The following is a 21154-nucleotide window of genomic DNA, read 5'->3' as shown; positions in this document are numbered from 1 at the left end:
CGCACGCGACGACGAGAGGGAGACGGGTGTCCGACACACCGGTGCAGACGTCGGCGACGGTACTGACGGTCCGCCAGGTGCAGGACTACCACGCGGTGACGCTGGTGGCCCCGGCCATCGCCGAACGGTTCAGGCCGGGCCAGTTCGTGGCGCTCGCCGTGGGCGGCGAGCACACGTCCCGGCTGGTCCGCCGCTGCTTCGGGGTGTACGAGGTCAAGTCCGACTACGGCGGCACCGTCGAACTGGTGTTCGCCGACACCGAACCGGGCACCGCCTGGCTCGCGGGACGCCGTGCCCGCGACCAGATCGACCTCGTCGGGCCGCTCGGACGCCCGTTCCGCCTGCCCCGCGATCCGGTCACCTGTCTCCTCGTCGGCGGCGGCCCCGGCGGCGCGGCCGTGTTCGCGCTCGCCGACACGCTGCTGCGGCGCGGCTGCCAGGTGCACTTCGTGCTCGCGGGGCCGTCCGCCAAGCAGGTGTTCGGGTCCCGGATGGCGCACCGCATCGGCGACAGCTCCACCGTCGCCACCGACGACGGGTCCATGGGCGAGAAGGGCACCGTCCGGGACGTCCTGCCCCGCGTCATCGAGGAGACCGGCGCGGACGTCGTCTACGGCTGCGGCCCCACGACCCTGCTGCGCTCGGTCACCCAGATCGCCACCGACTTCGGGTTGCCGTCCCAGGTGTCGGTCGAGGAGTTCCTCCAGCGGACGGGCGCGTGCGGGATCGGCGTGTGCATGACCTGCATGCTGCCCGTGCACGGCGAGGACGGTGTGACCCGGATGGTCCGGGCGTGCGCGGACGGGCCCGTCCTGCGCGGCGACCTCGTCCGCTGGGGCGATCTCGGCACCATCCCGTTCGACGCGCTGGGCGCGCCGCGCGTCCTGAGCGTCTCCGAGGGGGGCTCCCTGTGAGCGACCGGCTCGGCACCGTCCTCGGGCCCCTGGAGCTGCCCAATCCCGTCATGACGGCGTCCGGGTGCGGCGGGACGGGCCGCGAGCTCGCCCAGTTCTTCGACCTCACCCGTCTCGGCGCGTTCGTCACCACGTCCGTGATGGCCCGGCCGAGGGCCGGACGCCCCACTCCACGCGTGACCGAAACCCCCAGCGGTTTGCTGACCGCAATGGGCCTACCGGGCCCCGGGATCGAGACGTTCCTCGAAAACGATCTGCCGTGGCTCAGCGAGCACGACGTCCGCACGATCGTGTCCGTGGCGGGCAACAGCGTCGAGGAGTACGGCGAGCTGGCGCGCCGCCTCCGGCACGTCCCCGGGGTCGCCGCGATCGAGGTCAACATCGCCTGCCCGAACGTCGAGGACCGCGGCCGGGTGTTCGCCTGGCATCCGACCGCCGCCGCGTCCGTCGTGCGCGCCGTCCGCGACCACGCGCGGCCCGGCACACCCATCTTCGCCAAGCTCGCACCCGATGTGACCGACATCGTCACCATCGCTCTGGCCTGCGTCGACGCGGGCGCCGACGGCCTCACCCTGATCAACACGATGGAGGGCATGGCGATCGACCCGAAGACGCTCCGGCCCGCGCTGAGCGGCGTGTCGGGCGGCCTGTCCGGGCCCGCCGTGCGGCCCGTCGCGGTCCGCTGCGTCTACCAGGTGCACGCCGCGCTGCCGAGCACACCGATCATCGGCGTCGGCGGCGTCGCCACCGGCCTGGACGCGCTGGAGTTCATCCTCGCCGGGGCCTCCGCCGTCGCGGTCGGCACCGCCGTCTTCCACGACCCCACCGCCGGCCCCCGCGTCCTGCGGGAACTGGACGAGGCCCTCGCGGCCCGCCGCATCGGCCGCCTCGCCGACGCCGTGGGCCTCGCGCACAAGCCCGCCGGGTACGTCCCGCCGCAGGTGCGCGCCGAAGAACCAGCGGAGGAGAGACTGTGACCGCCCCCATCGCCGTCGCGCTGGACGCGCCCGACCTGGAGACGGCCGCGCGCTGGGCCACCCTCGTCACGCCGCACGTGTCGACCGTCAAGGTCGGCCTGGAGCTCTACCTGCGGTACGGGCCGGACGTGGTCGCCAGCGTCCGCGGCGCCAGCGGCGTCCAGGTCTTCCTGGACCTCAAGCTGCACGACATCCCCGCGACCGTCCGGGGCGCCGCCCGCGCCGTCGCCCGCCTCAAGCCGACCTACCTCACCGTGCACGCCGCGGGCGGCCCCGCCATGATCCGCGCCGCCGTCGAGGCCGTGCCCGCCGCCAGGATCGCCGCCGTGACGGTCCTGACGTCCCTCGGCGAGGCCGATCTCGCCGCTCTCGGCATCGAAGGGCCGGCCCCCGACGCCGTCCGGCGGCTGGCCGCCCTGGCCGTCGACGCGGGCGCCCAGGCGCTGGTGTGCTCGCCGCGGGAGGTCGCGGCCGTCCGCGCCGAGGTGGGCCCGGACGTCACCCTCATCACCCCCGGCGTCCGCCCGGCGGGCGCCGACACCCAGGACCAGGCCCGCGTGGCCACCCCCGAGGAGGCGCTGTCCGCCGGTGCCGACCTCCTGGTCATCGGCCGTCCGATCACCGGGGCGCCCGACCCGGGCGCCGCGGCCGCGGCCATGGCCGCCGCGCTAAGACGCGTGTAACCGACCGTGTAACGACCGGCCGTCCCGCGCGGTCATCAACACGGCATTGCAATAGACGCCTCTCGCACTTTGTGGGTTTAGTCGCACGCGAATGTGAGGGCGGAGTCTTCCGCATTGCGATACGCATCGATCGATCAACTCGTTCACGCGCACGACGATTCACACCGCAGCCGGCTCCGGCGGGATGGCCGATGTTTCCGTGTTCATCTGGGAGCTCTGGCGGTGGGCGGGGAGCGGGTGCGGTGGTGGTGCCTCCGGTGCGGAAGAGAGCGATCGGGGCGGGGTGACCTGTTGTCGAGGATGGCAGTTGCGGTGCCCCCGCGACGTGCGGAACGGCGCGGCGTGACGAGCGTCACTCGGTCGGGATCGTTTGTGGGGGACCTCACAGAGACCCGCGGCGGCCGTGGTTCGAGACATGCGGGCGGCCGGCGGGATGATGGCGGCACGGTCTCGACGGCGCCTCGGACGGGACCGAAACGCGGGATCTAATGCCGCATATGGGGTCAGAACGGGGGGATTTTCACGATCATGCGAAAGTCCCAGCAAGGCAAGGGGATGGGGCGTCGGAGGGTCCGAGTTGTGTACACTGTGTATTCAGGACACTCCGAGGAGTGATTTTCATGAATTTGTGGCGGGCTAAACGGCACTTCACGTTGCCTAATGGGCGGTGAACTCGCTAGTTTCCCAACCCGTCCGACTCCGTCGAGTGGAAACCTGAGGTGACCCGGCGTGGCTCTTCCGCCCCTAACCCCCGAACAGCGCGCCGCAGCCTTGGAGAAGGCTGCCAAGGCTCGCAAGGAGCGGGCCGAGGTTAAGAATCGGCTCAAGCACGGGGGAACCTCGCTCGCCGAGGTTCTCAAAGAGGGTCAGTCCGACGACGTCATCGGAAAGATGAAGGTGTCGGCTCTCCTTGAATCACTGCCCGGTGTGGGCAAGGTTCGTGCGAAGCAGATCATGGAGCGCCTGGGCATCGCCGAGTCCCGCCGTGTGCGGGGCCTCGGCGCCAACCAGCGCGCGTCCCTGGAGCGTGAGTTCGGCGGAAGTGCGAACCGCTGACGTACGACTCACGGGCGGGCGCGACGGCGTGACCGTCGCGGCCGGCTCGGGGCGACCCGGGCCCGGCACCATCCCGTCCGGCTCCGGCGCACAGGGTGTGCACGTCTCGTCCCCGGCCGGCCCGTACAGGCCGCGCGTCCACGGACAGGCCGGGTGAGATGGGTTCCTCCGCGTTGGAAGGCTCCGAATCGCATGACCCGCTCGCGCGGCGGCTGACGGTCCTGTCCGGACCGTCGGGCGTCGGCAAGAGCACGGTCGTCGCCGAGATCCGGCGATCACACCCGCAGGTGTGGCTGTCGGTCTCGGTGACCACCCGGCCCCCCCGGCCGGGTGAGACCCACGGTGTGCAGTACTTCTTCGTCGACGACGCCGGTTTCGACCGGCTCGTCGACGAAGGGCGGCTCCTCGAATGGGCCGAGTTCGCGGGCAACCGCTACGGGACCCCGCGTCGGCCCGTCGAGGAGCGGCTCGCCCGTGGCGAGCCGGTGCTCCTGGAGATCGACCTGCAGGGCGCCCGCCAGGTCCGCCGGTCCATGCCGGACGCGCGGCTGGTGTTCCTCGCGCCCCCGAGCTGGGACGAGCTCGTCCGGCGGCTCACCGGGCGCGGCACCGAGCCCCCCGAGGTCATCGAACGCCGCCTCGACGCCGCCCGCGTCGAGCTGGCCGCCGAGAAGGAGTTCGACCTCACGCTCGTCAACACGTCCGTACGGGACGTGTGCGACGAGCTGCTAGCCTTGATGGCTGTTCAATAGCCAGAGTCCTAGGGGAAGGCCACCGAGTGGCAACCAGCAGTGAGGGCATCACCAACCCGTCGATCGACGAGCTCCTGGAGGTCGTCGACACCAAGTACGGCCTCGTGAGCATCGCGGCCAAGCGCGCGAGGCAGATCAACGCCTACTACGCCCAGCTGGGCGAGGGCCTGCTGGAGTACGTCGGCCCCCTCGTCGAGACCCAGGTCCAGGAGAAGCCGCTGTCGATCGCCCTGCGCGAGACGCGCGAGGGCCTCCTGAACGCCGAGCCCATCGAGGGCTGAGCCCGCCGGGCCTCGGCTCGTCTCGGCCGCTTGCCGTGCCCGCCCGCCCAGACCGCCCGGAAACACCGCCTGCCCTGACCCGCCGTCGTGCCCGCCCGTGGGGGCGACCCCGGCGCGCAGGCGCCCGGCGCCTGATGCGACAGTGATCGCATGACCTCCCCAAAGCCGCGCGTCGTCCTCGGTGTGAGCGCGGGCATCGCCGCGTACAAGGTCTGCGAGCTGCTCCGGTCCCTGACCGAGTCCGGCCATGACGTCACCGTCGTCCCGACACCGGACGCGCTCCGCTTCGTGGGCGAACCGACCTGGGCCGCGCTGTCCGGCAACCCGGTCTCCGCGCAGGTCTGGGACGGCGTCGCCGACGTCCCGCACGTCCGGCTCGGGCAGGAGGCCGACCTGGTGTTCGTCGCGCCCGCCACCGCCGACCTGCTCGCCAGGGCCGCGCACGGCCTAGCCGACGACCTGCTCACCAACACCCTGCTCACCGCGCGGTGCCCGGTCGTGTTCGCGCCCGCGATGCACACCGAGATGTGGCAGCACCTGGCGACCCGCGAGAACGTCGCGACGCTCCGGGCCCGCGGCGCCGTCGTGATCGAACCGGCGTCCGGGCGGCTCACCGGCAGGGACACCGGCCCCGGGCGGCTGCCCGACCCGGCCGAACTGTTCGAGGTCGCCCGGCACGTCCTGGCCCGCGGCGCCGACGGCCGCGACCTCGCCGGACGGCACGTCGTCGTCTCCGCGGGCGGCACCCGGGAGCCCCTCGACCCCGTCCGTTTCATCGGCAACCGCTCGTCCGGACTCCAGGGCTACGCGCTCGCCCGGACCGCCGTGGCCCGTGGCGCGCGGGTCACGCTCGTCTCCGCGAACGTCGCGCTGCCCGACCCGGCGGGCGTCGAGGTCGTCCGCGTCGGATCCGCCGTCGAGATGCGCGAGGCCGTCCTGTCGGCCGCCGCCGGCGCCGACGCGGTCGTCATGGCCGCCGCCGTCGCCGACTTCCGGCCCGTCGACTACCGCGAATCGAAGATCAAGAAGGCGGACGGGGCGGAGCCGGACCCGATCCGGCTCGTCAAGAACCCCGACATCCTCGCCGAGCTCGGCGACATCCGCCGCCCCGACCAGGTGATCGTCGGATTCGCCGCCGAGACCGACGACGTCCTGGCCAACGGCCGCGCCAAGCTCGCCCGCAAACGCAGCGACCTGCTCGTCGTCAACCAGGTCGGCGAGGACCTCGCCTTCGGGCGGCCCGACAACGCGGCGATCATCCTCGGCGCGGACGGTTCGCGGACCGACGTGCCGCGCGGCGCGAAGGAGGCGCTCGCCGAGTCCGTCTGGGATCTGGTGGCCGCGCGGCTCGACCGCCGCCCGGCCGGGTGACGAGCCGGTGCCCGTGGTGCCGGTCATACCGGTCCCCGGCGGTGATCGGGCTAGACTTCGGGTCAAGCGTTCGTGGGGGAAGCCTCGAGCGTCCGTGGGGAAACTCTGCGGGGGGAACGCGCCCCGCTCGAACTCGAAGACTCATCCGTCCTGCGACATCAGTCAGCAGCCGCTGCAAGGAGTGCCCGTACGTGTCACGCCGTCTGTTCACTTCCGAGTCGGTCACCGAAGGACACCCGGACAAGATCGCCGACCAGATCAGCGACGCGATCCTCGACTCGATGCTCAAGGACGACCCCGGTTCGCGGGTCGCCGTCGAGACGATGATCACGACCGGTCAGGTGCATGTGGCCGGTGAGGTCACCACCGAGACCTATGTGGACATCCCCGGCGTGATCCGGGAGAAGATCCTGGAGATCGGCTACGACTCGTCCAAGAAGGGCTTCGACGGCCACTCCTGCGGCGTGTCGGTGTCCATCGGCGCGCAGTCGCCCGACATCGCGCAGGGCGTCAACGACGCCTACGAGGTCCGCGAGGACGAGGACCGCGACCGGCTGGGCGACGACCTGGACCGGCAGGGCGCCGGCGACCAGGGCCTGATGTTCGGCTACGCCACCAACGAGACCCCCGAGCTGATGCCGCTGCCGATCACGCTGGCGCACCGGCTCGCCCAGCGGCTGTCGGCCGTCCGCAAGAACGGCGACGTGCCCTACCTGCGTCCCGACGGCAAGACCCAGGTCACCATCGAGTACGACGGCGACCGCGGCGTCCGCCTCGACACCGTCGTGGTGTCCAGCCAGCACGCCCCCGACATCGACCTGAAGGAGCTGCTGACGCCGGACGTGAAGGAACACGTCGTCGACCCGGTGCTCGCGCAGTTCGACCTCGACACCGACGGCTACCGGCTGCTGGTCAACCCCACCGGGCGCTTCGAGATCGGCGGTCCGATGGGTGACGCGGGGCTCACCGGCCGCAAGATCATCGTGGACACCTACGGTGGGATGGCCCGGCACGGCGGCGGCGCGTTCTCCGGCAAGGACCCGTCCAAGGTGGACCGCTCCGCCGCGTACGCGATGCGCTGGGTCGCCAAGAACATCGTCGCCGCGCAGCTCGCCGACCGCGCCGAGGTCCAGGTCGCCTACGCGATCGGCAAGGCCCACCCGGTCGGCGTGTTCGTGGAGACGTTCGGCACCGAGAAGGTCGCCCACGAGAAGATCGAGAAGGCGATCGGGGAGGTCTTCGACCTGCGCCCGGCCGCGATCGTCCGTGACCTGGACCTGCTCCGCCCGATCTACCAGCGGACCGCGGCCTACGGTCACTTCGGCCGCGAGGAGCCCGACTTCTCCTGGGAGTCGACCGACCGCGCGAAGGACCTCGCCTCCGCCGCGGGTCTGTAACGACGCCGGAACGACCGAGGGCCCTGGGAACGCGCGTTCCGAGGGCCCTTCGCGTTGGTGGGGTCGCTGGGGCCCGGTCAGGATCGGCAGTGGTTGCCGCGTTTGAAGCCGTACCGGGCCGCGATGGTGTAGCGGGCGGGCCTGTCGGCGTGCAACCGGACGAAGTCGCCCTCGCGGGCCAGGCACGCCTCCCCGCCCGTCACCCGGAGCCACGGGGACCAGGAGACCCGGACCAGCACCGACCCCCGGGACGGCATGTCGACGACCAGCCGACCGGCGTTGAGTTCGTGGACGGACGCCGGACGGTCGACCAGCGGCGTCGAGCGGAGCACGCGGAACAGACGCCAGTGCCGGTCGCTCCAGATCTCCGTCAGGTACGGCTGGCCGCCTTTGACGATGGCGGCCTCGTCCCGGGCCGACCAGTCCCTCTCCTGTTCGGGCAGGACGACGTACTGCACCGACCACTTGTACAGCCAGTCGCGGTAGGACGCGGCGGTCAGCGCGCCCTCCTCGTAGAACAGTTCGTGGCGTTCCGCGTCGACCTGGCGGTTCCAGCCCCGGGCGAGGACGAAGTGGCGGCTCAGCCCGGACGACTCCCAGTGGGACCGCAGCGGGACGACCTCGATGCGGGCGTCGTCCGCGCCGACGGACTTCAGTTCGGCGACGAGGCCGCTGGCGTGCGCGGCGGCGGTCGCCGCGGGTTCGGTGTGGATCAGGTCTCCGACGGGCTTCACGACCTGCCAGGACGCGGTGACGATGAACGCCAGCGACAGCACGGCGATGCGGATCCGGCCGTGCGCGCGTGCCACCGCCGACAGCAGGAACATGCCGCCGAACAGCAGCGAGAGGCGTTCGACGTTGCTGCCGACCGGTGACGGGATCAGCCAGGTCAGCATGATTCCGAGCAGGTAGACGCCCGCGCCGACCCGGACGAGCGTCCAGCCGCGCGGCGCGCACGTCAGGATCGCGATGACGGCGGCCACGGCGGGCAGCACGATGGCGGTGAGGGAGATCGGCTGGACGCCGCTGAACGGGAACAGCAGGCTCGTCGTCCCGACGACGATGGGCGGGCCCACGGCGATGCAGATCCCGGCGCGGCGCCGCCCGGTGAGGAACAGCGCGGCGGCCAGCACCATGAGGAACAGGCCCGCGACCGGGCTGGCGAGCGTGGACAGCAGCCCGAGGCCGACCATCCCGGCGGCGCGCAGCGCCGGGGTGCCGCGCGACGTGAAAGCGGCGATCACCGCCATGAGCGCGAAGGTGAGGCCGAGGCCGAACGTGACCCGTCCGGACGCGGAGTTGCACGACAGCGCGAACGCGGCCCACAGGGACGCGGGCAGCGTGACCGGCGCCCTGAAGCGTCTCAGCAGGTACGCGGTGAGGCCGGCGGAGAGCGTGCCGGACACCACCGCGACGGTGCGTATCCCGAACAACGCCATCAGATGCGGCGACATCACGCTGTACGAGGCGGGATGCATCCCGCCGTACCAGGCGAAGCTGTAGGCCGCGTCCGGGTGCTTCCAGACGAAGTCGGTCCACGCGGCCTGGGCGGCGAGGTCGCCTCCCTCGGTCGCCAGGTACAGCGCCCACACCAGGTGCAGGACTGCCGCGGTGACCGTGGCGGCCACCACGGGATGGCGCGGGTTGGCCCACTTCCTCCACGTGGCGGGGGAGGGGCCGGGGGAACGGCGTGACGGCTGCCCACGCAGGGCTTGGGCGTCCGCCCGCTCTGGAGTATGCGCTGTGGTCATCCGCCTGCATGGGCTCGTCGGACGGAGAGGGCACGGCGGGGGGTATCGGGTAATGAGCCAACGGCAGCGCGCCCCGTTTGATCAGTTCAACCCTAGCGTGCGCCATGGGTTGTCGGGTTGATCTGGTAGGACGGTGAGCGTGACGAAGGACGGCGCGGGAACGGACCAGATCCCGGGACTGGACGACCTGCCGCGAACGTCCCCGAAGACGTCCGACAAGGCGGGCAAGGCGGGCAAGGGCGGGAAGAAGGGGGTTCGCCGTCCGGCCGAGGAGCTGCCCGTCGCGCGGATCGCGGTGGACGTGTCCCTGCCGCATCTGGATCGCCCGTTCGACTATCTCGTGCCCGCGCAGATGTCCGACGAGGTGGTGCCGGGGTGCCGGGTGAGGGTGCGGTTCGCCGGTCAGCTCGTCGACGGTTTCGTCCTGGAGCGGGTCGCCGAGAGCGACCATGACGGGAAGCTGCTGTTCCTGGAGCGGGTGACGTCGTCGGAGCCCGTCCTCACCCGCGAGATGGTGGCGCTGATCCGGGAGGTCGCCGACCGTTACGCGGGAACGTTCGCGGACGTGCTCCGGCTGGCCGTTCCACCTCGGCACGCCCGCGTGGAGGCGGAACCGGTGGCGCCGGCCCCGGACACCGCGGCGGAACCGGCCGAGGACGGTGTCGCGGGCGGCCTGGGCGCGTGGGCGCACTATCCGGCCGGCGCGTCGTTCCTGAGCGCGCTGGCCGAGGGGCGGGCCCCCCACGCGGTGTGGACGGCGCTGCCCGGCCCCGCGTGGACGGCGGCCATCGCACGGGCGGTCGCCGTGACACTAGGTTCAGGGCGCGGCGCGCTGGTGGTCGTCGCGGACGGCCGCGACGTGGCGCGGGTCGACGCCGCGCTGACGGCCGAGCTGGGGGAGGGCGTGCACGTCGCCCTGACGGCGGAGCTGGGGCCCGCGGAACGCTACCGGAGGTGGCTCGCCGTCCTGCGCGGGTCGGCGCGGGCGGTCGTCGGCACGCGCGCCGCGATGTTCGCGCCGGTCTCCGACCTCGGGCTGGTCGTGCTGTGGGACGACGGGGACGACGTCCACGCCGAACCGCACGCCCCCTACCCGCACGCCCGCGACGTCCTCGCCCTGCGCGCGCACCGGGTCAGGGCGGGTGCGCTCATCGGTGGGTTCGCCAGGAGCACCGACGCCAGCCAGCTCGTCGAGTCGGGGTGGGCGCACGCGCTCGCCGCCGACCGTGCGCACGTCCGGGCCGTGATGCCCCGCGTCCGCTACGTGGGGGAGGACGCGCAGCTCGCCCGCGACGCCGCGGCCCGGAGCGCCCGCCTGCCGAACATCGCCTTCGAGGTGGCCCGGCAGGCTCTGGACGACGGGCCCGTCCTGGTGCAGGTTCCCCGGCGCGGGTACGTCCCGACCATCGCGTGCGCCCGGTGCCGGACGCCCGCGCAGTGCGGCGCCTGCCAGGGTCCCTTGTCGTTGCCGTCGTCCCATGCCGCGCCGTACTGCCGCTGGTGCGGGCGCATCGCGGGCGACTGGCAGTGCCCCGAATGCGGGTTCGTCCATCTGCGTGCCGTGGTGGTGGGCGCCAAGCGCACGGCGGAGGAGCTGGGCAGGGCGTTCCCGGGCGTGCCGGTGCGCACCTCAGGCCGGGACGCCGTCCTCGAACGGGTCGGCCCGGAACGTGCGCTCGTGGTGGCCACGCCGGGCGCCGAGCCGCCCGCGGAAGACGGATACGGCGCGGCGCTGCTCCTGGACGGCTGGGTGCTGCTCGGACGGCCGGACCTGCGTGCCGGTGAGGAGACGCTGCGGCGGTGGTTGAACGCGGCGTCGCTCGTCCGGCCGAAGGGTCCGGTGGTGGTGGCCGCCGAGGGGACGCTGCCCGCCGTCCAGGCCCTCGTCCGGTGGGACCCGGTCACCTACGCGGAGCGAGAACTGGCCGAGCGCAGGGAGGTGGGCTTCCCGCCCGCCGCGCGGATGGCGTCGCTGACCGGCACGTCCGCCGCGATCCGGGAACTGCTCGCCGACGCCCGGTTGCCCGAGGGCGCCGAGGTGCTCGGGCCTGTGCCGGTGCCGTCGCCGCCCGGTCCCGGAGCCGACGCGCAGGACAGGGAACGCGCGCTGATCCGTGTTCCCCGGGCCGCGGGGCCCGCGTTGGCGCGTGCGCTGAAGGAGGCGCAGGGTGTGCGCAGCGCCCGCAAGGCGGCGGAGACGGTACGGGTCCAGATCGACCCCCTGGAGCTGATCTGACCAATAGGGTTCTCGGGTGGCCGACAACTGGGTGGAGACCACCGCGACCGACCTGCGGCGGTGGGCGGACGATCGCGGCGAGGAACTGGACGAGCAGGGCGCGCGCATCCTGCTGGACCTCCTGCGGAACGAGATGGGCCTGAGCGGCCCGGAGGCGCTGACCCCCGAGGGCGTCGGCCGACTGCTCCTGGACGTGTTCCCCGAGGCCGTGGTCGCGGGGAGCGACGACGTGCCCACCGTCCTGGACGCCCTCCGCCGGATCGTCGCCTACCTGCGAGACACCGGCGTGGTGTCCGCGTCGGCGGCCGCCGACCTGGAAGCGGAGATCGACCGGAGCGCCCCCGCGTTCTCCGACCTGGTCGCCGAGATGGACACCGAGGAACGGCACGCGGCGGCGGAGGTCATCGGCGGGCTGATGCGCGCCGACGGGGTCTCCCTCGACGACCAGGAGGCCGTCGACGCGTGGCTCCGCGATTTCGAGGCGCTGCCCGAGGAGGAGCGGTACGCGCGGACCGAGGACTATCTGCGGCAGGCCGAGGAACTGGTGGTGCCGCCGGTCCGGCTCGCGTCCGAGGCGGACGTGGCGGACGCCGTGCGCCGTTCACCGCTGACCGGGAACGTCCTGGCCCTGGCCCGTTGGACGGGTGAACGGACCCTGACCGAGCACGACACGCTCACCGAGACCGACGCCGAGGCCGCCGCTGCCGCGCTCGGCCTGGAGAGCCCCCGCCGCCACGGTCGTATGGAGGACGCGGGCGTCCTCGAACGTCTCTGGTGGGCCGCGGTCGAGGCGAAGGTCATCACGGCGGAGAAGGGCACCGCCGAGCCGGGGCCCGCTCTGGACGCCCTCGGGTCCGACGACGACGCGACCCTGCTCGCGGCCTGGCTACCGCTGTTCGAGGCGTTGGTCGTCCCAGGGCACGACTACGCCGACGGTCTGGACGCGGTCGAACTCGTCCAGAACGAGATGACCGGCGTTCTCATCCACCTCTACGAGCAGGAGAACCCAGTCGGCCCCGACACCCTCGCCGGCGCGCTGCTCGACCACGTGGCGGAGGCCTACGACCTCACCGACGCCGACACCATGCCCGAACTCGTCACGGACGCGTTCCACCTGGAACTGGCCACCCTGGAGGAGTGGGGCGTCGTCGAGTCGTCGGGGGAGGGACGCGTGTTGACGCCCCTCGGCGTGTGGACCGTCCGGGAACTGCTGCTCGCCGACGGGTTCACCGCCCCCGTCGTCGGTGAACTGGCCGGGGCGCGGGCGTCGGAGCTCATCGAGGGCCTCACCTGGTACAGGCCGGACGCCGCCGACGAGGAGATCGACGGCTGGTTGGCCCGCCACGACCCCAAGGACGCCGCCGCCGACCTCCTCGACGTGATGCGGACGGGCGGCCCCGGCGCCCGCAACCTCGCCGCCGCCGTCCTGCACCGCATCGGCCCGGAGGCCGCGGCCGTGGTCCGCGCCGCGCAGGAGCACCCGCTGGTGTCGCCCTACGCCGCGCTGTGGCTGAACGCCACGGGGGACCCGTCGGGCCGGGAGTTGGCCCGCGAGGAGTACCTGTGGGTGTTCGTCGACACCGTCGCCGGGATGCTGGAGACCGCCGACCCCAAGGAAGCGGTCGAGGCCGCGCTCATGGACACGCCGCCGGAGGCGGAGATGAAGGACATGGTCGACGACCTGTGGCGCACCGACCATCCCGGGGTGGCCGACGTCCTGGAGGCCCTGGGAGCGCACCACCCCGACAAGGCCACCGCCAAGGCGGCCCGTACCGCCGCCTACAAGGCGCGCTCCCAGCCTTGAAGTCACCGCGGACCGCGCCCGCGACTCGTGATGCGCGCGCATGGTGCTCCGTAGACTGGACGGAGCATCCAGATCTCCCACGAAACGGAGTCCTCGTTGGCCGTCAAGCCCATCCGCCTCTTCGGCGATCCCGTGCTGCGCACGCCCGCGGAGCCGGTGAAGGACTTCGACAAGGAGCTGCGCCAGCTCGTCAAGGACCTCACCGACACGATGATCGACGCTCCCGGTGTGGGCCTGGCCGCGCCGCAGCTCGGCGTGAGCCTGCGGGTGTTCACCTACTACGTCGACGACCGGCTGGGCCACGTGGTCAACCCGACCCTGGACCTGTCGGACGAGCAGGAGACCGACGACGAGGGCTGCCTGTCCCTGCCGGGCCTGGCGTTCCCCACGGCGCGGGCCGTGCGGGCCGTGGCGAAGGGCTTCAACATGCACGGCGAGCCGATCACGTTGGAGGGCACGCACCTGCTGGCCCGCTGCGTCCAGCACGAGACCGACCACCTCGACGGCGTGATCTTCATCGACCGGATGGACCCCGAGCAGCGCAAGGCCGCGATGAAGGCGATCCGCGAGGCCGAGTGGTTCGGCGAGCCTGCGCCGGTCGTCAAGGAGTCGCCGCACCGCACCCTCGGGAAGGCGATCTAGATGCGGTTGGTCTTCGCCGGTACTCCGGAGACGGCTCTCCCGGCCCTCACGGCGCTTCTGGGGTCCTCGCACGAGGTGGTGGCGGTCGTGACCCGTCCGGACGGGCGTTCGGGCCGTGGGCGGCGTCTCAGCGCCAGCCCGGTGGCGGAACTCGCCGCCGAGGCGGGCGTGGAGGTGCTCAAGCCCGCCAAGGCCCGCGACCCCGAGTTCCTGGACCGGCTCCGCGAGATCGCGCCCGACTGCTGTCCCGTGGTCGCCTACGGCGCGCTGCTGCCCCGTGAGGCCCTCGACATCCCCCGGCACGGCTGGGTGAACCTGCACTTCTCGCTGCTGCCCGCCTGGCGCGGCGCGGCGCCCGTCCAGCGCGCGATTCTGCACGGCGACGACGTGACCGGCGCGGCCACGTTCCAGATCGAGGAGGGCCTGGACACCGGCCCGGTCTACGGCGTCCTCACGGAGCCGATCCAACCGACCGACACCGCCGGTGACCTGCTGGGCCGACTGGCCGTCGCCGGAGCGAGCCTGCTGCTGGACACGATGAACGGCATCGAGGCGGGCGTTCTGGAACCCCGCCCGCAGCCGACTGAGGGCGTGTCCCACGCGGCCAAGCTGACGCCCGAGGACGGTCACGTGGACTGGAAGAACCCGGCCCTGCACATCGACCGGCTCGTGCGCGCCTGCACGCCCGCGCCCGGAGCGTGGACGCTCTTCCGTGACACGCGCCTCAAGCTGGGGCCCGTCCGTCCGAGGCCCGACGCCGAGAACCTGGCGCCCGGCGAACTGCGGGCGGGGAAGAACGAGGTGCTCGTGGGAACGGCCACCCATCCCGTCGCGCTGGGGGACGTCCAGCCGCAGGGCAAGCGCGGCATGGCCGCCGCCGACTGGGCGCGCGGGGTCGACCTCACAGGCGACCTCACCGGTAAGGACGCGCTGCACTGATGCCACCCGCCCGCCACCACCGACGCGCCCAGAACCGCAGGCCCGGCGGCCCCCGCAGGACGGGACGCCCGCAGGACCTCGTCCGGCGCACCGCGTTCGACGTGATCCGCGCCGTCGAGACCCGCGACGCCTACGCCAACCTCCTGCTGCCGGGCCGCCTGCGCGACCGCGGCCTCACCGGACGCGACGCCGCCCTCGCCACCGAACTGACCTACGGCACGCTGCGCGGACGCGGCACCTACGACGCGGTGCTCGCCCTGTGCAGCGACCGTGAGCTGCGTCGTGTCGACGCGCCGCTCCTCGACGTGCTGCGCCTCGGCGCCCACCAGATCCTCGCGACCCGGATCCCGCCGCACGCGGCCGTGGGCACGGCGGTCGAACTGGCCCGGTCCGTCGCGGGCCCGGGCCAGTCCAAGTTCGCCAACGCGGTGCTCCGCAAGGTCGCCACCCGCGACCTGGACGCGTGGCTGGAGATCGTGGCGCCCGCTGATACTGACACGACCACCCGCCTGTCGGTTCTGCACAGCCACCCCAAGTGGATCGTGTCCGCGTTGCGCGACGCCGTAGGAGACGACGAGATCGGCGAGTTGCTCGCTGCCGACAACGCCCGGCCCCGCGTCACGCTGGTCGCCCGTCCGGGCCGGGCCACCGTCGAGGAGCTGTGCGACGCGGGCGCGGAACCCGCCCCCTACTCGCCCTTCGGCGCCGTGCTGCCCGAAGGCGACCCGGCGGAGGTCGCCGCCGTCCGCGACGGGCGCGCCGCCGTCCAGGACGAGGCCAGCCAGTTGGTCGCCCTCGCCCTGGCGGAGACGCCCCTGGACGGCCTGGACGCGCGCTGGGCGGACCTGTGCGCGGGCCCCGGCGGCAAGGCGGGCCTGCTGTCCGCTCTCGCCGCCCGGCGAGACGCGCGGTTGCTCGCCGCCGACGTCCAGCCGCACCGGGCCCGGCTCGTCCGCGGCGCCGTCGACGACCGCGCCGGCGTGGTCGCTGCCGACGGCACCGCGCCCGCGTGGCGCCCCGCCTCCTTCGACCGGGTCATGGTGGACGCGCCGTGCACCGGCCTCGGCGCGCTCCGCCGCCGCCCGGAGGCCCGCTGGCGGCGCGGCCCCGAGTCGATCGCCGAGCTCGGCCCGTTGCAGCGGGGGCTGCTCGCCGCGGCGCTGGACTCCGTCCGTCCGGGCGGTGTCGTCGCGTACGTCACCTGCTCCCCGCACCTGGCGGAGACCCGGGTGGTCGTGGACGACGCCCTACGCGGCCGCGACGACGTCGAACGGCTCGACGCCCCGTCCGTCCTGGCGTCCGTGTCCACGGACCTCACTGGTCTGGGGGACGGCCCGTACGCGCAGTTCTGGCCCCACCGCCACGGCACGGACGCCATGTTCCTGGCACTACTGCGCCGCACGTAACCCCCTAAGGAGGCGCGATGACCGGCTTCATGCACGCCATGTCGTTTCTGGGCAGCGCCGCCTTCTACGTGCCGGTGCTGGCGCTGCTGTTCTGGTGCGCGGCTCCACGTCTGGCGGCACGGGCCGCGGTCGTCCTGCTGTTCAGCGCGTTCCTCAACACGCTGCTGAAGATGCTGTTCCACGACCCCCGTCCCTACTGGACGGACCCGTCCATCGAAGGGAAGCAGTCACACTCGTCGTTCGGGATGCCGTCCGGTCACGCCCAGAACGCGCCGGTCGCCTACGGATACTTCGCCGCCCAGACCAGGCGGTGGCTCCTGTGGACGGCCGCGGTCGTCCTGATCGTCCTGATCGGGTTGTCCCGCGTGTACCTGGGAGTCCATTCGATCAGCCAGGTTCTCGCGGGCTGGGGCATCGGCCTCGCCCTCCTGGCGGTCGTTCTGGTGCTGGAGCCCGTCCTCGTCCCGTGGTGGACCCGCCGCCATCTCGCGGTGCAGATGGCCCTCGCCCTCGCCGTCTCCCTGCTACTGCTTGCGGCGGCTTGGGGGGCTTTCCAACCGCTCCAGGACTGGACCTGGCCGGACGCCTGGTCCCGCTCCATCCGAGCGGCGGGAGGAGAGACCGAACCCGTGACGCTCGTCGAGTCGACCCGGGCAGTTGGCGGCATCTGCGGCGCGGTCGCCGGCCTGTCCCTGCTCGCGGCCCGCGGCTGGTTCGACGCGGCGGGGAAGCCCTGGCGGCGCGTGGCCCGCGTCCCCGTGGGTCTGGCCGGTGCCGGCGCCATCGCCGCGCTCGACGGCTCGCATCTGGTTCAGACGTTCGTCGTCCAGGTGGTGCTCGGCCTCTGGATCACGGCCGGCGCGCCGGAAACGTTCGTCCGCCTCCGCCTCGCGGGCCGGTCCGCGCCCGCCCTCACCCGGCCGGGTGAGGATCGGGAGGAACTGCCCCAATAGACTTCGGGGCATCATGGCTCCTCAGATCGCACCCAGCATCCTGTCCGCCGACTTCGCGCACCTGGCCGAGGACGTCGCCCGCGTCGCCGACTCCGCCGACTGGGTCCACGTCGACGTCATGGACAACCACTTCGTCCCGAACCTCACCTTGGGACTGCCGGTCGTCCAGGCGCTGCTCGAACACAGCGCCCTGCCGCTCGACTGCCACCTGATGATCGAGGACCCCGACCGGTGGGCGCCGGAGTACGCGGAGGTCGGCGCGAAGAGCGTCACCATCCACGCCGAGGCCGCCAAGGCGCCCATCCGCACCCTGCGCGCCATCCGCGCGGCGGGCGCCCGCGCGGGGCTCGGTGTGAATCCCGCCACACCCGTGGACGGGTTCGAGGACCTCCTCGGCGAGATCGACATGCTGCTCCTCATGACCGTCGAGCCCGGGTTCGGCGGCCAGAAGTTCCTGGACGTCGTCCTGCCGAAGGTCCGCCGCGCCCGCGAGCTCATCCGGGGCCGCGACCTTCCCGTGTGGCTCCAGGTGGACGGCGGCGTCAGCGCGGAGACCATCGAACGGTGCGCGGAGGCCGGCGCGGACGTGTTCGTCGCGGGCAGCGCCGTCTACGGGGCCGCCGACCCCGCCGAGGCGGTCCGCCGACTCCGGGCCCAGGCGGACGAGGCGACGGCGAAGGCGAACTGATGATCTTTCCCTGCGCGGCCGTCCTGTTCGACGTGGACGGCACCCTCGTCGACTCCACGCCCCTCGTCGAGCGCGCGGCCCGCGAATGGGCCGCAGAGTACGGCATCGACGCGGACGAGTTCCTCGCCGACGCCCACGGCCGCCGCACCATCGACCGCGTGGCCGAGTTCGTCCCGGCCGACCAGGTCCGAGCGGCCACCGCGCGCCTGGACGAGTTGGAGGCCACCGGCACCGACGGCATCAGCGCCCTACCCGGCGCCTTGGACCTTCTGGCGAACATGAACGGTCTGCCCTTCGCGTTCGTCACGTCCATGGACCGGGCCCAACTGAGACTCCGCACGGACGTCGCGGGCGTGCCGCTCCCGCCGGTGGTGGTGACGGCCGAGGACGTCCCGGACGGCAAGCCCGACCCGTCCGGCTACCTTCGGGCCGCCCGGCTCCTGGGCGTGGACCCGTCCGCCTGCGTCGTCTTCGAGGACGCCCCCGCCGGAGTGGCGGCGGGCCGCGCCGCCGGTGCGACCGTCCTGGCGGTGACCACCAGCCATGACCCGGCGGTGCTGACCGAAGCCCACCACATCATCCCGGACCTCGCCCAGGTGAAGACGACCTCGACGGGCGTGCGCCTGAACCACGCCTGACGGGGGACGTTTCACACCTCCGGCGCGGCGATCCCGAGCGAGGCGCGGAACATGTCGTGGATCCGGAACCTTTTGACCGCCGCGAGGTTGAGGTACTGAACCTGGTGGCTTCCCAGGTAGGTGCCGTTCCCGTTGGCCTGGGCGCTGAGCAGGCCCGACCGCCACAGCACCTCGATCAGGTCGTTCGGGTCGCACTGCGGAAGCCATGACTCCGTCCCGTGCGTGGGGATCTCACCGACGGCCAGTTCGAGGCAGAGCATTTCGAGTTCGTCGCGGTCGAGCGTGTGCGGGTGGCTGCGGAAAATCTCGAAGACGCTCAACAACCCCGGGTACTGAAAACGGTACTCGGCCGCGATGTCCTTGAGCCGTTCCGCGGAGTACCCGTACTCGGAACGCTCGATCGCCGAATAGGGAACGGGCAGCCGCGAGGTGCCTCTCCGCCCGTTCGCCAGCGCCTCCGAGCAGAACTGGATGATCTCCCTCGGCCGGTACAGCGTCCTGTCGACCATGTACCGGAACGACGCTTCCCGCCCCCGGCCGGGCGGTGAGGCGAAGATCGCCGACCAGCAGGCCCAGTCCCCGGCCTGTTCCATGGCCTCCACGTCGAAGCCCTTCTCATGCGCCGAATGCCTGATCCGCTTGGCGATCAGCTCCAGCAGGGACTCCTCCGACCAATAGATCTTCTCCACCAGGTCCCGGTGTTTCTGCGCGTCGTCGTACAGGGACGGGATGTCGTCGTACAGCTCCTGCCGCAACGACACATAAACGCGCAGATTACGGTGCAGCCCGTTGATGGACACGCACGCCTGGAACAACCCGGCGACGAACGCCTTGGCGTCCTCGGACGAATCCCATCCGCGGTCGAGCTCGTCGACGAGGACCACGACCCGCTGACCGTCCAGCACGTTCTGCAACGCGGGCAACAAATTGTGTATCTCTTCGAGCTTGTAGAGCCGGTCCAGCTCCCGTGTCCGCAACCCCGCCTCGATCGGCCCGAGTTTGATGGCCTCCAGCCGTTTCAGATACGACACGAGCAACGACAACGGCCCGAGCTGCTGCGCGCCGTGCATGTCCCGGACGTACTTGTGAATCTCCCGGCCGCCGCCCTTGGTCAGCCGCATCCCCTTCCGCGCCAGCGCCTTCATCACCAGCACATAGATCAGATACTTCCACGCCGCCGCGTAGGCCCCTTGCTTCGCCCACGACCCGGCGTCCTCGGCCGCCATCGTCGCGCTGAGCAACTCGTACGAGTAATCCTCCGGGCTCAGCACGATCACATGGCTGCCCGCCTCGCGTTCCCGCTTGGCCAGCACCTGGAAGATGGCGCTCTTCCCCGCCCCCCGGTTCCCCATCAGGATCGTCTTCGCCCCCGACCGAACCCGCTGGTAGGCGTCGGACTCGACGAAGTACTTCTCCAGGCCCCGGGAGATGTCCCGCTCGGCGGAGGGAGTCCCGAAGTCGAGAACGTCCAGGATCTTCGGTGACAAGGTCAGTCCGCCCATGTCCCATTCCCCGATCCCTCGGCGCCGTTTCAGTCAACGAGTTTCACGCGCCGCCCGCCCGACGGCAACCCCTGCCCACCCCGTCAGTTCGGGGAGAGGGCGCGCGGGATGACCGTCGCGACACGGTCGAAATAGTCGGGCTCCAAAGTGCCGTGCAGGCCGTTCGACCGCCCGTGGATGGGAGCGATCACCAGGTCGAGGGCCATTTCCGTGTCGATGCCGGCGGGCGGTTCCCTCCCGCTCGACGGCCCGGCGGAAGACCGCCTCGCCCCGCGTGCGGTGCGGCCCGCCTGTTCCGCGGCCCGCACCGCGACATCCGGCCCGCCGAACTCGATTTCATGGCCCAACCGGCCGGACTGGAACTGGAGTCCGGGCACGCCGACCGGCAAGAAGCCGAATTCAGAAGAGGGGACCCAGCAGGGTGAGGCCGGGGTGGGGGTCTGAGGCGTAAAGGACGAACACCGCCAGGGCGCCGCCCAGGAGGCTGAGGTTCTTGCTGAACTGGATCTGCTCCATCTGGCGGGCCTCCGGTGATTCCTGGCGCCAGAAGTCGTGGAAGACCACGGCGGTGAGGAGCAGGAACGGGACGAGGGCGAGCGCGGCCAGGTCGGGCCAGATGCCGAGGACGAGCAGGAGCGCCGCCACCAGCATGTAGGCGCCCGAGAGCTGGACGGCGAGCTTCGGCCGGGGGAGCTTCTTGGCCGCCGCGTAGGGGGTCATGGCCTCGGCGGAGGTGAGATGGCCGAAACCGGCGCCGAGGAAGATGAAGGCTAACGCGATGCGGGCGATGAGAGCGACGACGTCCATGAACCGCCTCCAGGGGGATATGTGACAGGCATCACTTTTTGGTCACGGTATCTAACCATCCCCCTGATTGTTGAGAGTTGAACTGATTTGGGATGGGTGGTCCGTGGTGATGGTCACACCGGGCGGGAATGAGTCGCGTGGCACACTGGTTGACGACCATGAACGCGTGCTCCGGGGTCGGTGAAATTCCGAACCGGCGGTGACAGTCCGCGACCCGGCCGAAGCCATCGGCCGGTTGACCCGGTGGAACTCCGGGACCGACGGTGAAAGTCCGGATGGGAGGCAGCGCGCTGTACGCCCCTGCGCAGGGGGCGTGCGTCGATGTATGGACGTCCCCCGGAGCCTTATCTAGGAGGC

Annotated in this window: 20 protein-coding genes and 1 riboswitch; of the genes, 16 read left to right on the top strand and 4 right to left on the bottom strand. The window is 72.0% G+C overall.

The window, feature by feature from the left end; translation table 11 throughout:
- Positions 1 to 26 precede the first annotated feature (26 nt).
- The 8 genes from D0T12_RS10060 to metK all read left to right on the top strand — a co-directional run bounded on the left by D0T12_RS10060 (position 27) and on the right by metK (position 7431).
- Positions 27 to 914 carry an iron-sulfur cluster-binding protein gene (locus D0T12_RS10060; RefSeq protein WP_117399236.1) on the top strand — a complete coding sequence of 296 codons (888 nt, stop codon included), beginning with the start codon at positions 27 to 29 and terminating at the stop codon, positions 912 to 914.
- The gene (locus D0T12_RS10055) at positions 911 to 1891 is read left to right on the top strand and encodes a dihydroorotate dehydrogenase (RefSeq protein WP_117399235.1); all 981 of its coding nucleotides are present in this window, start codon (positions 911 to 913) and stop codon (positions 1889 to 1891) included. Before D0T12_RS10060 ends, D0T12_RS10055 begins: the two co-directional genes overlap by 4 nt.
- A complete protein-coding gene (gene pyrF / locus D0T12_RS10050) occupies positions 1888 to 2574 on the top strand; it encodes an orotidine-5'-phosphate decarboxylase (RefSeq protein ID WP_117399234.1) in 687 nt (228 codons plus the stop codon). Before D0T12_RS10055 ends, pyrF begins: the two co-directional genes overlap by 4 nt.
- 729 nt (positions 2575 to 3303) lie before the next feature.
- The gene (gene mihF / locus D0T12_RS10045; RefSeq protein ID WP_026405770.1) at positions 3304 to 3630 is read left to right on the top strand and encodes an integration host factor, actinobacterial type; all 327 of its coding nucleotides are present in this window, start codon (positions 3304 to 3306) and stop codon (positions 3628 to 3630) included.
- Between the two features lie 158 nt (positions 3631 to 3788).
- Entirely contained in the window at positions 3789 to 4382 is a 594-nt protein-coding gene (gene gmk / locus D0T12_RS10040) for a guanylate kinase (RefSeq protein ID WP_117399233.1), read from the top strand.
- A 26-nt stretch (positions 4383 to 4408) separates the two neighbouring features.
- Positions 4409 to 4663: a DNA-directed RNA polymerase subunit omega gene (gene rpoZ / locus D0T12_RS10035; protein WP_030144991.1), complete on the top strand. Its 255-nt coding sequence runs from the start codon at positions 4409 to 4411 to the stop codon at positions 4661 to 4663.
- 150 nt (positions 4664 to 4813) lie between these two features.
- On the top strand, positions 4814 to 6034 hold the full coding sequence (coaBC, locus tag D0T12_RS10030; protein ID WP_117399232.1) for a bifunctional phosphopantothenoylcysteine decarboxylase/phosphopantothenate--cysteine ligase CoaBC: 1221 nt from the start codon (positions 4814 to 4816) through the stop codon (positions 6032 to 6034).
- Between the two features lie 191 nt (positions 6035 to 6225).
- Positions 6226 to 7431, top strand: a complete 1206-nt coding sequence (gene metK / locus D0T12_RS10025; RefSeq protein ID WP_117399231.1) for a methionine adenosyltransferase — start codon at positions 6226 to 6228, stop codon at positions 7429 to 7431.
- A gap of 77 nt (positions 7432 to 7508) precedes the next feature.
- Here the strand turns inward: metK and D0T12_RS10020 are convergent, their stop codons facing one another.
- A complete protein-coding gene (locus D0T12_RS10020) occupies positions 7509 to 9059 on the bottom strand; it encodes an MFS transporter (protein ID WP_233525949.1) in 1551 nt (516 codons plus the stop codon).
- Between the two features lie 262 nt (positions 9060 to 9321).
- On the opposite strand from D0T12_RS10020, the gene D0T12_RS10015 reads away from it, so the two are divergent.
- The 8 genes from D0T12_RS10015 to D0T12_RS09980 all read left to right on the top strand — a co-directional run bounded on the left by D0T12_RS10015 (position 9322) and on the right by D0T12_RS09980 (position 18488).
- Positions 9322 to 11418, top strand: coding sequence for a primosomal protein N' (locus tag D0T12_RS10015; RefSeq protein WP_117399734.1), 2097 nt, complete (start codon positions 9322 to 9324; stop codon positions 11416 to 11418).
- A 16-nt stretch (positions 11419 to 11434) separates the two neighbouring features.
- Entirely contained in the window at positions 11435 to 13222 is a 1788-nt protein-coding gene (locus D0T12_RS10010; RefSeq protein ID WP_117399229.1) for a hypothetical protein, read from the top strand.
- A 96-nt stretch (positions 13223 to 13318) separates the two neighbouring features.
- Positions 13319 to 13864, top strand: a complete 546-nt coding sequence (gene def / locus D0T12_RS10005; RefSeq protein ID WP_117399228.1) for a peptide deformylase — start codon at positions 13319 to 13321, stop codon at positions 13862 to 13864.
- Entirely contained in the window at positions 13865 to 14803 is a 939-nt protein-coding gene (gene fmt, locus D0T12_RS10000) for a methionyl-tRNA formyltransferase (protein WP_117399227.1), read from the top strand.
- Positions 14803 to 16209 (top strand): RsmB/NOP family class I SAM-dependent RNA methyltransferase, encoded by a 1407-nt coding sequence (locus D0T12_RS09995; protein WP_117399226.1) that lies wholly within the window; start codon positions 14803 to 14805, stop codon positions 16207 to 16209. The genes fmt and D0T12_RS09995 overlap by 1 nt, the downstream gene beginning before the upstream one ends.
- A 17-nt stretch (positions 16210 to 16226) precedes the next feature.
- Positions 16227 to 17162, top strand: coding sequence for a phosphatase PAP2 family protein (locus D0T12_RS09990; protein WP_117399225.1), 936 nt, complete (start codon positions 16227 to 16229; stop codon positions 17160 to 17162).
- Between the two features lie 13 nt (positions 17163 to 17175).
- Positions 17176 to 17850, top strand: coding sequence for a ribulose-phosphate 3-epimerase (gene rpe, locus D0T12_RS09985; protein WP_117399224.1), 675 nt, complete (start codon positions 17176 to 17178; stop codon positions 17848 to 17850).
- Positions 17850 to 18488, top strand: a complete 639-nt coding sequence (locus D0T12_RS09980) for an HAD-IA family hydrolase (protein ID WP_117399223.1) — start codon at positions 17850 to 17852, stop codon at positions 18486 to 18488. The genes rpe and D0T12_RS09980 overlap by 1 nt, the downstream gene beginning before the upstream one ends.
- An 11-nt stretch (positions 18489 to 18499) precedes the next feature.
- Here the strand turns inward: D0T12_RS09980 and D0T12_RS09975 are convergent, their stop codons facing one another.
- From D0T12_RS09975 to D0T12_RS09965, 3 genes are all read right to left on the bottom strand, one after another.
- Positions 18500 to 19990, bottom strand: a complete 1491-nt coding sequence (locus D0T12_RS09975; protein WP_199487395.1) for a P-loop ATPase, Sll1717 family — start codon at positions 19988 to 19990, stop codon at positions 18500 to 18502.
- An 83-nt stretch (positions 19991 to 20073) separates the two neighbouring features.
- Positions 20074 to 20379, bottom strand: coding sequence for a hypothetical protein (locus D0T12_RS35295; protein WP_158581461.1), 306 nt, complete (start codon positions 20377 to 20379; stop codon positions 20074 to 20076).
- Between the two features lie 10 nt (positions 20380 to 20389).
- The gene (locus tag D0T12_RS09965) at positions 20390 to 20797 is read right to left on the bottom strand and encodes a DoxX family protein (RefSeq protein ID WP_117399222.1); all 408 of its coding nucleotides are present in this window, start codon (positions 20795 to 20797) and stop codon (positions 20390 to 20392) included.
- 162 nt (positions 20798 to 20959) lie between these two features.
- Positions 20960 to 21090, top strand: a riboswitch (FMN riboswitch).
- The last annotated feature ends 64 nt before the right edge of the window (positions 21091 to 21154 follow it).

It is taken from the genome of Actinomadura spongiicola (genome assembly GCF_003432485.1).
Lineage (GTDB): Bacteria > Actinomycetota > Actinomycetes > Streptosporangiales > Streptosporangiaceae > Spirillospora > Spirillospora spongiicola.
This window is presented reverse-complemented; position numbering and strand designations above follow the sequence as displayed.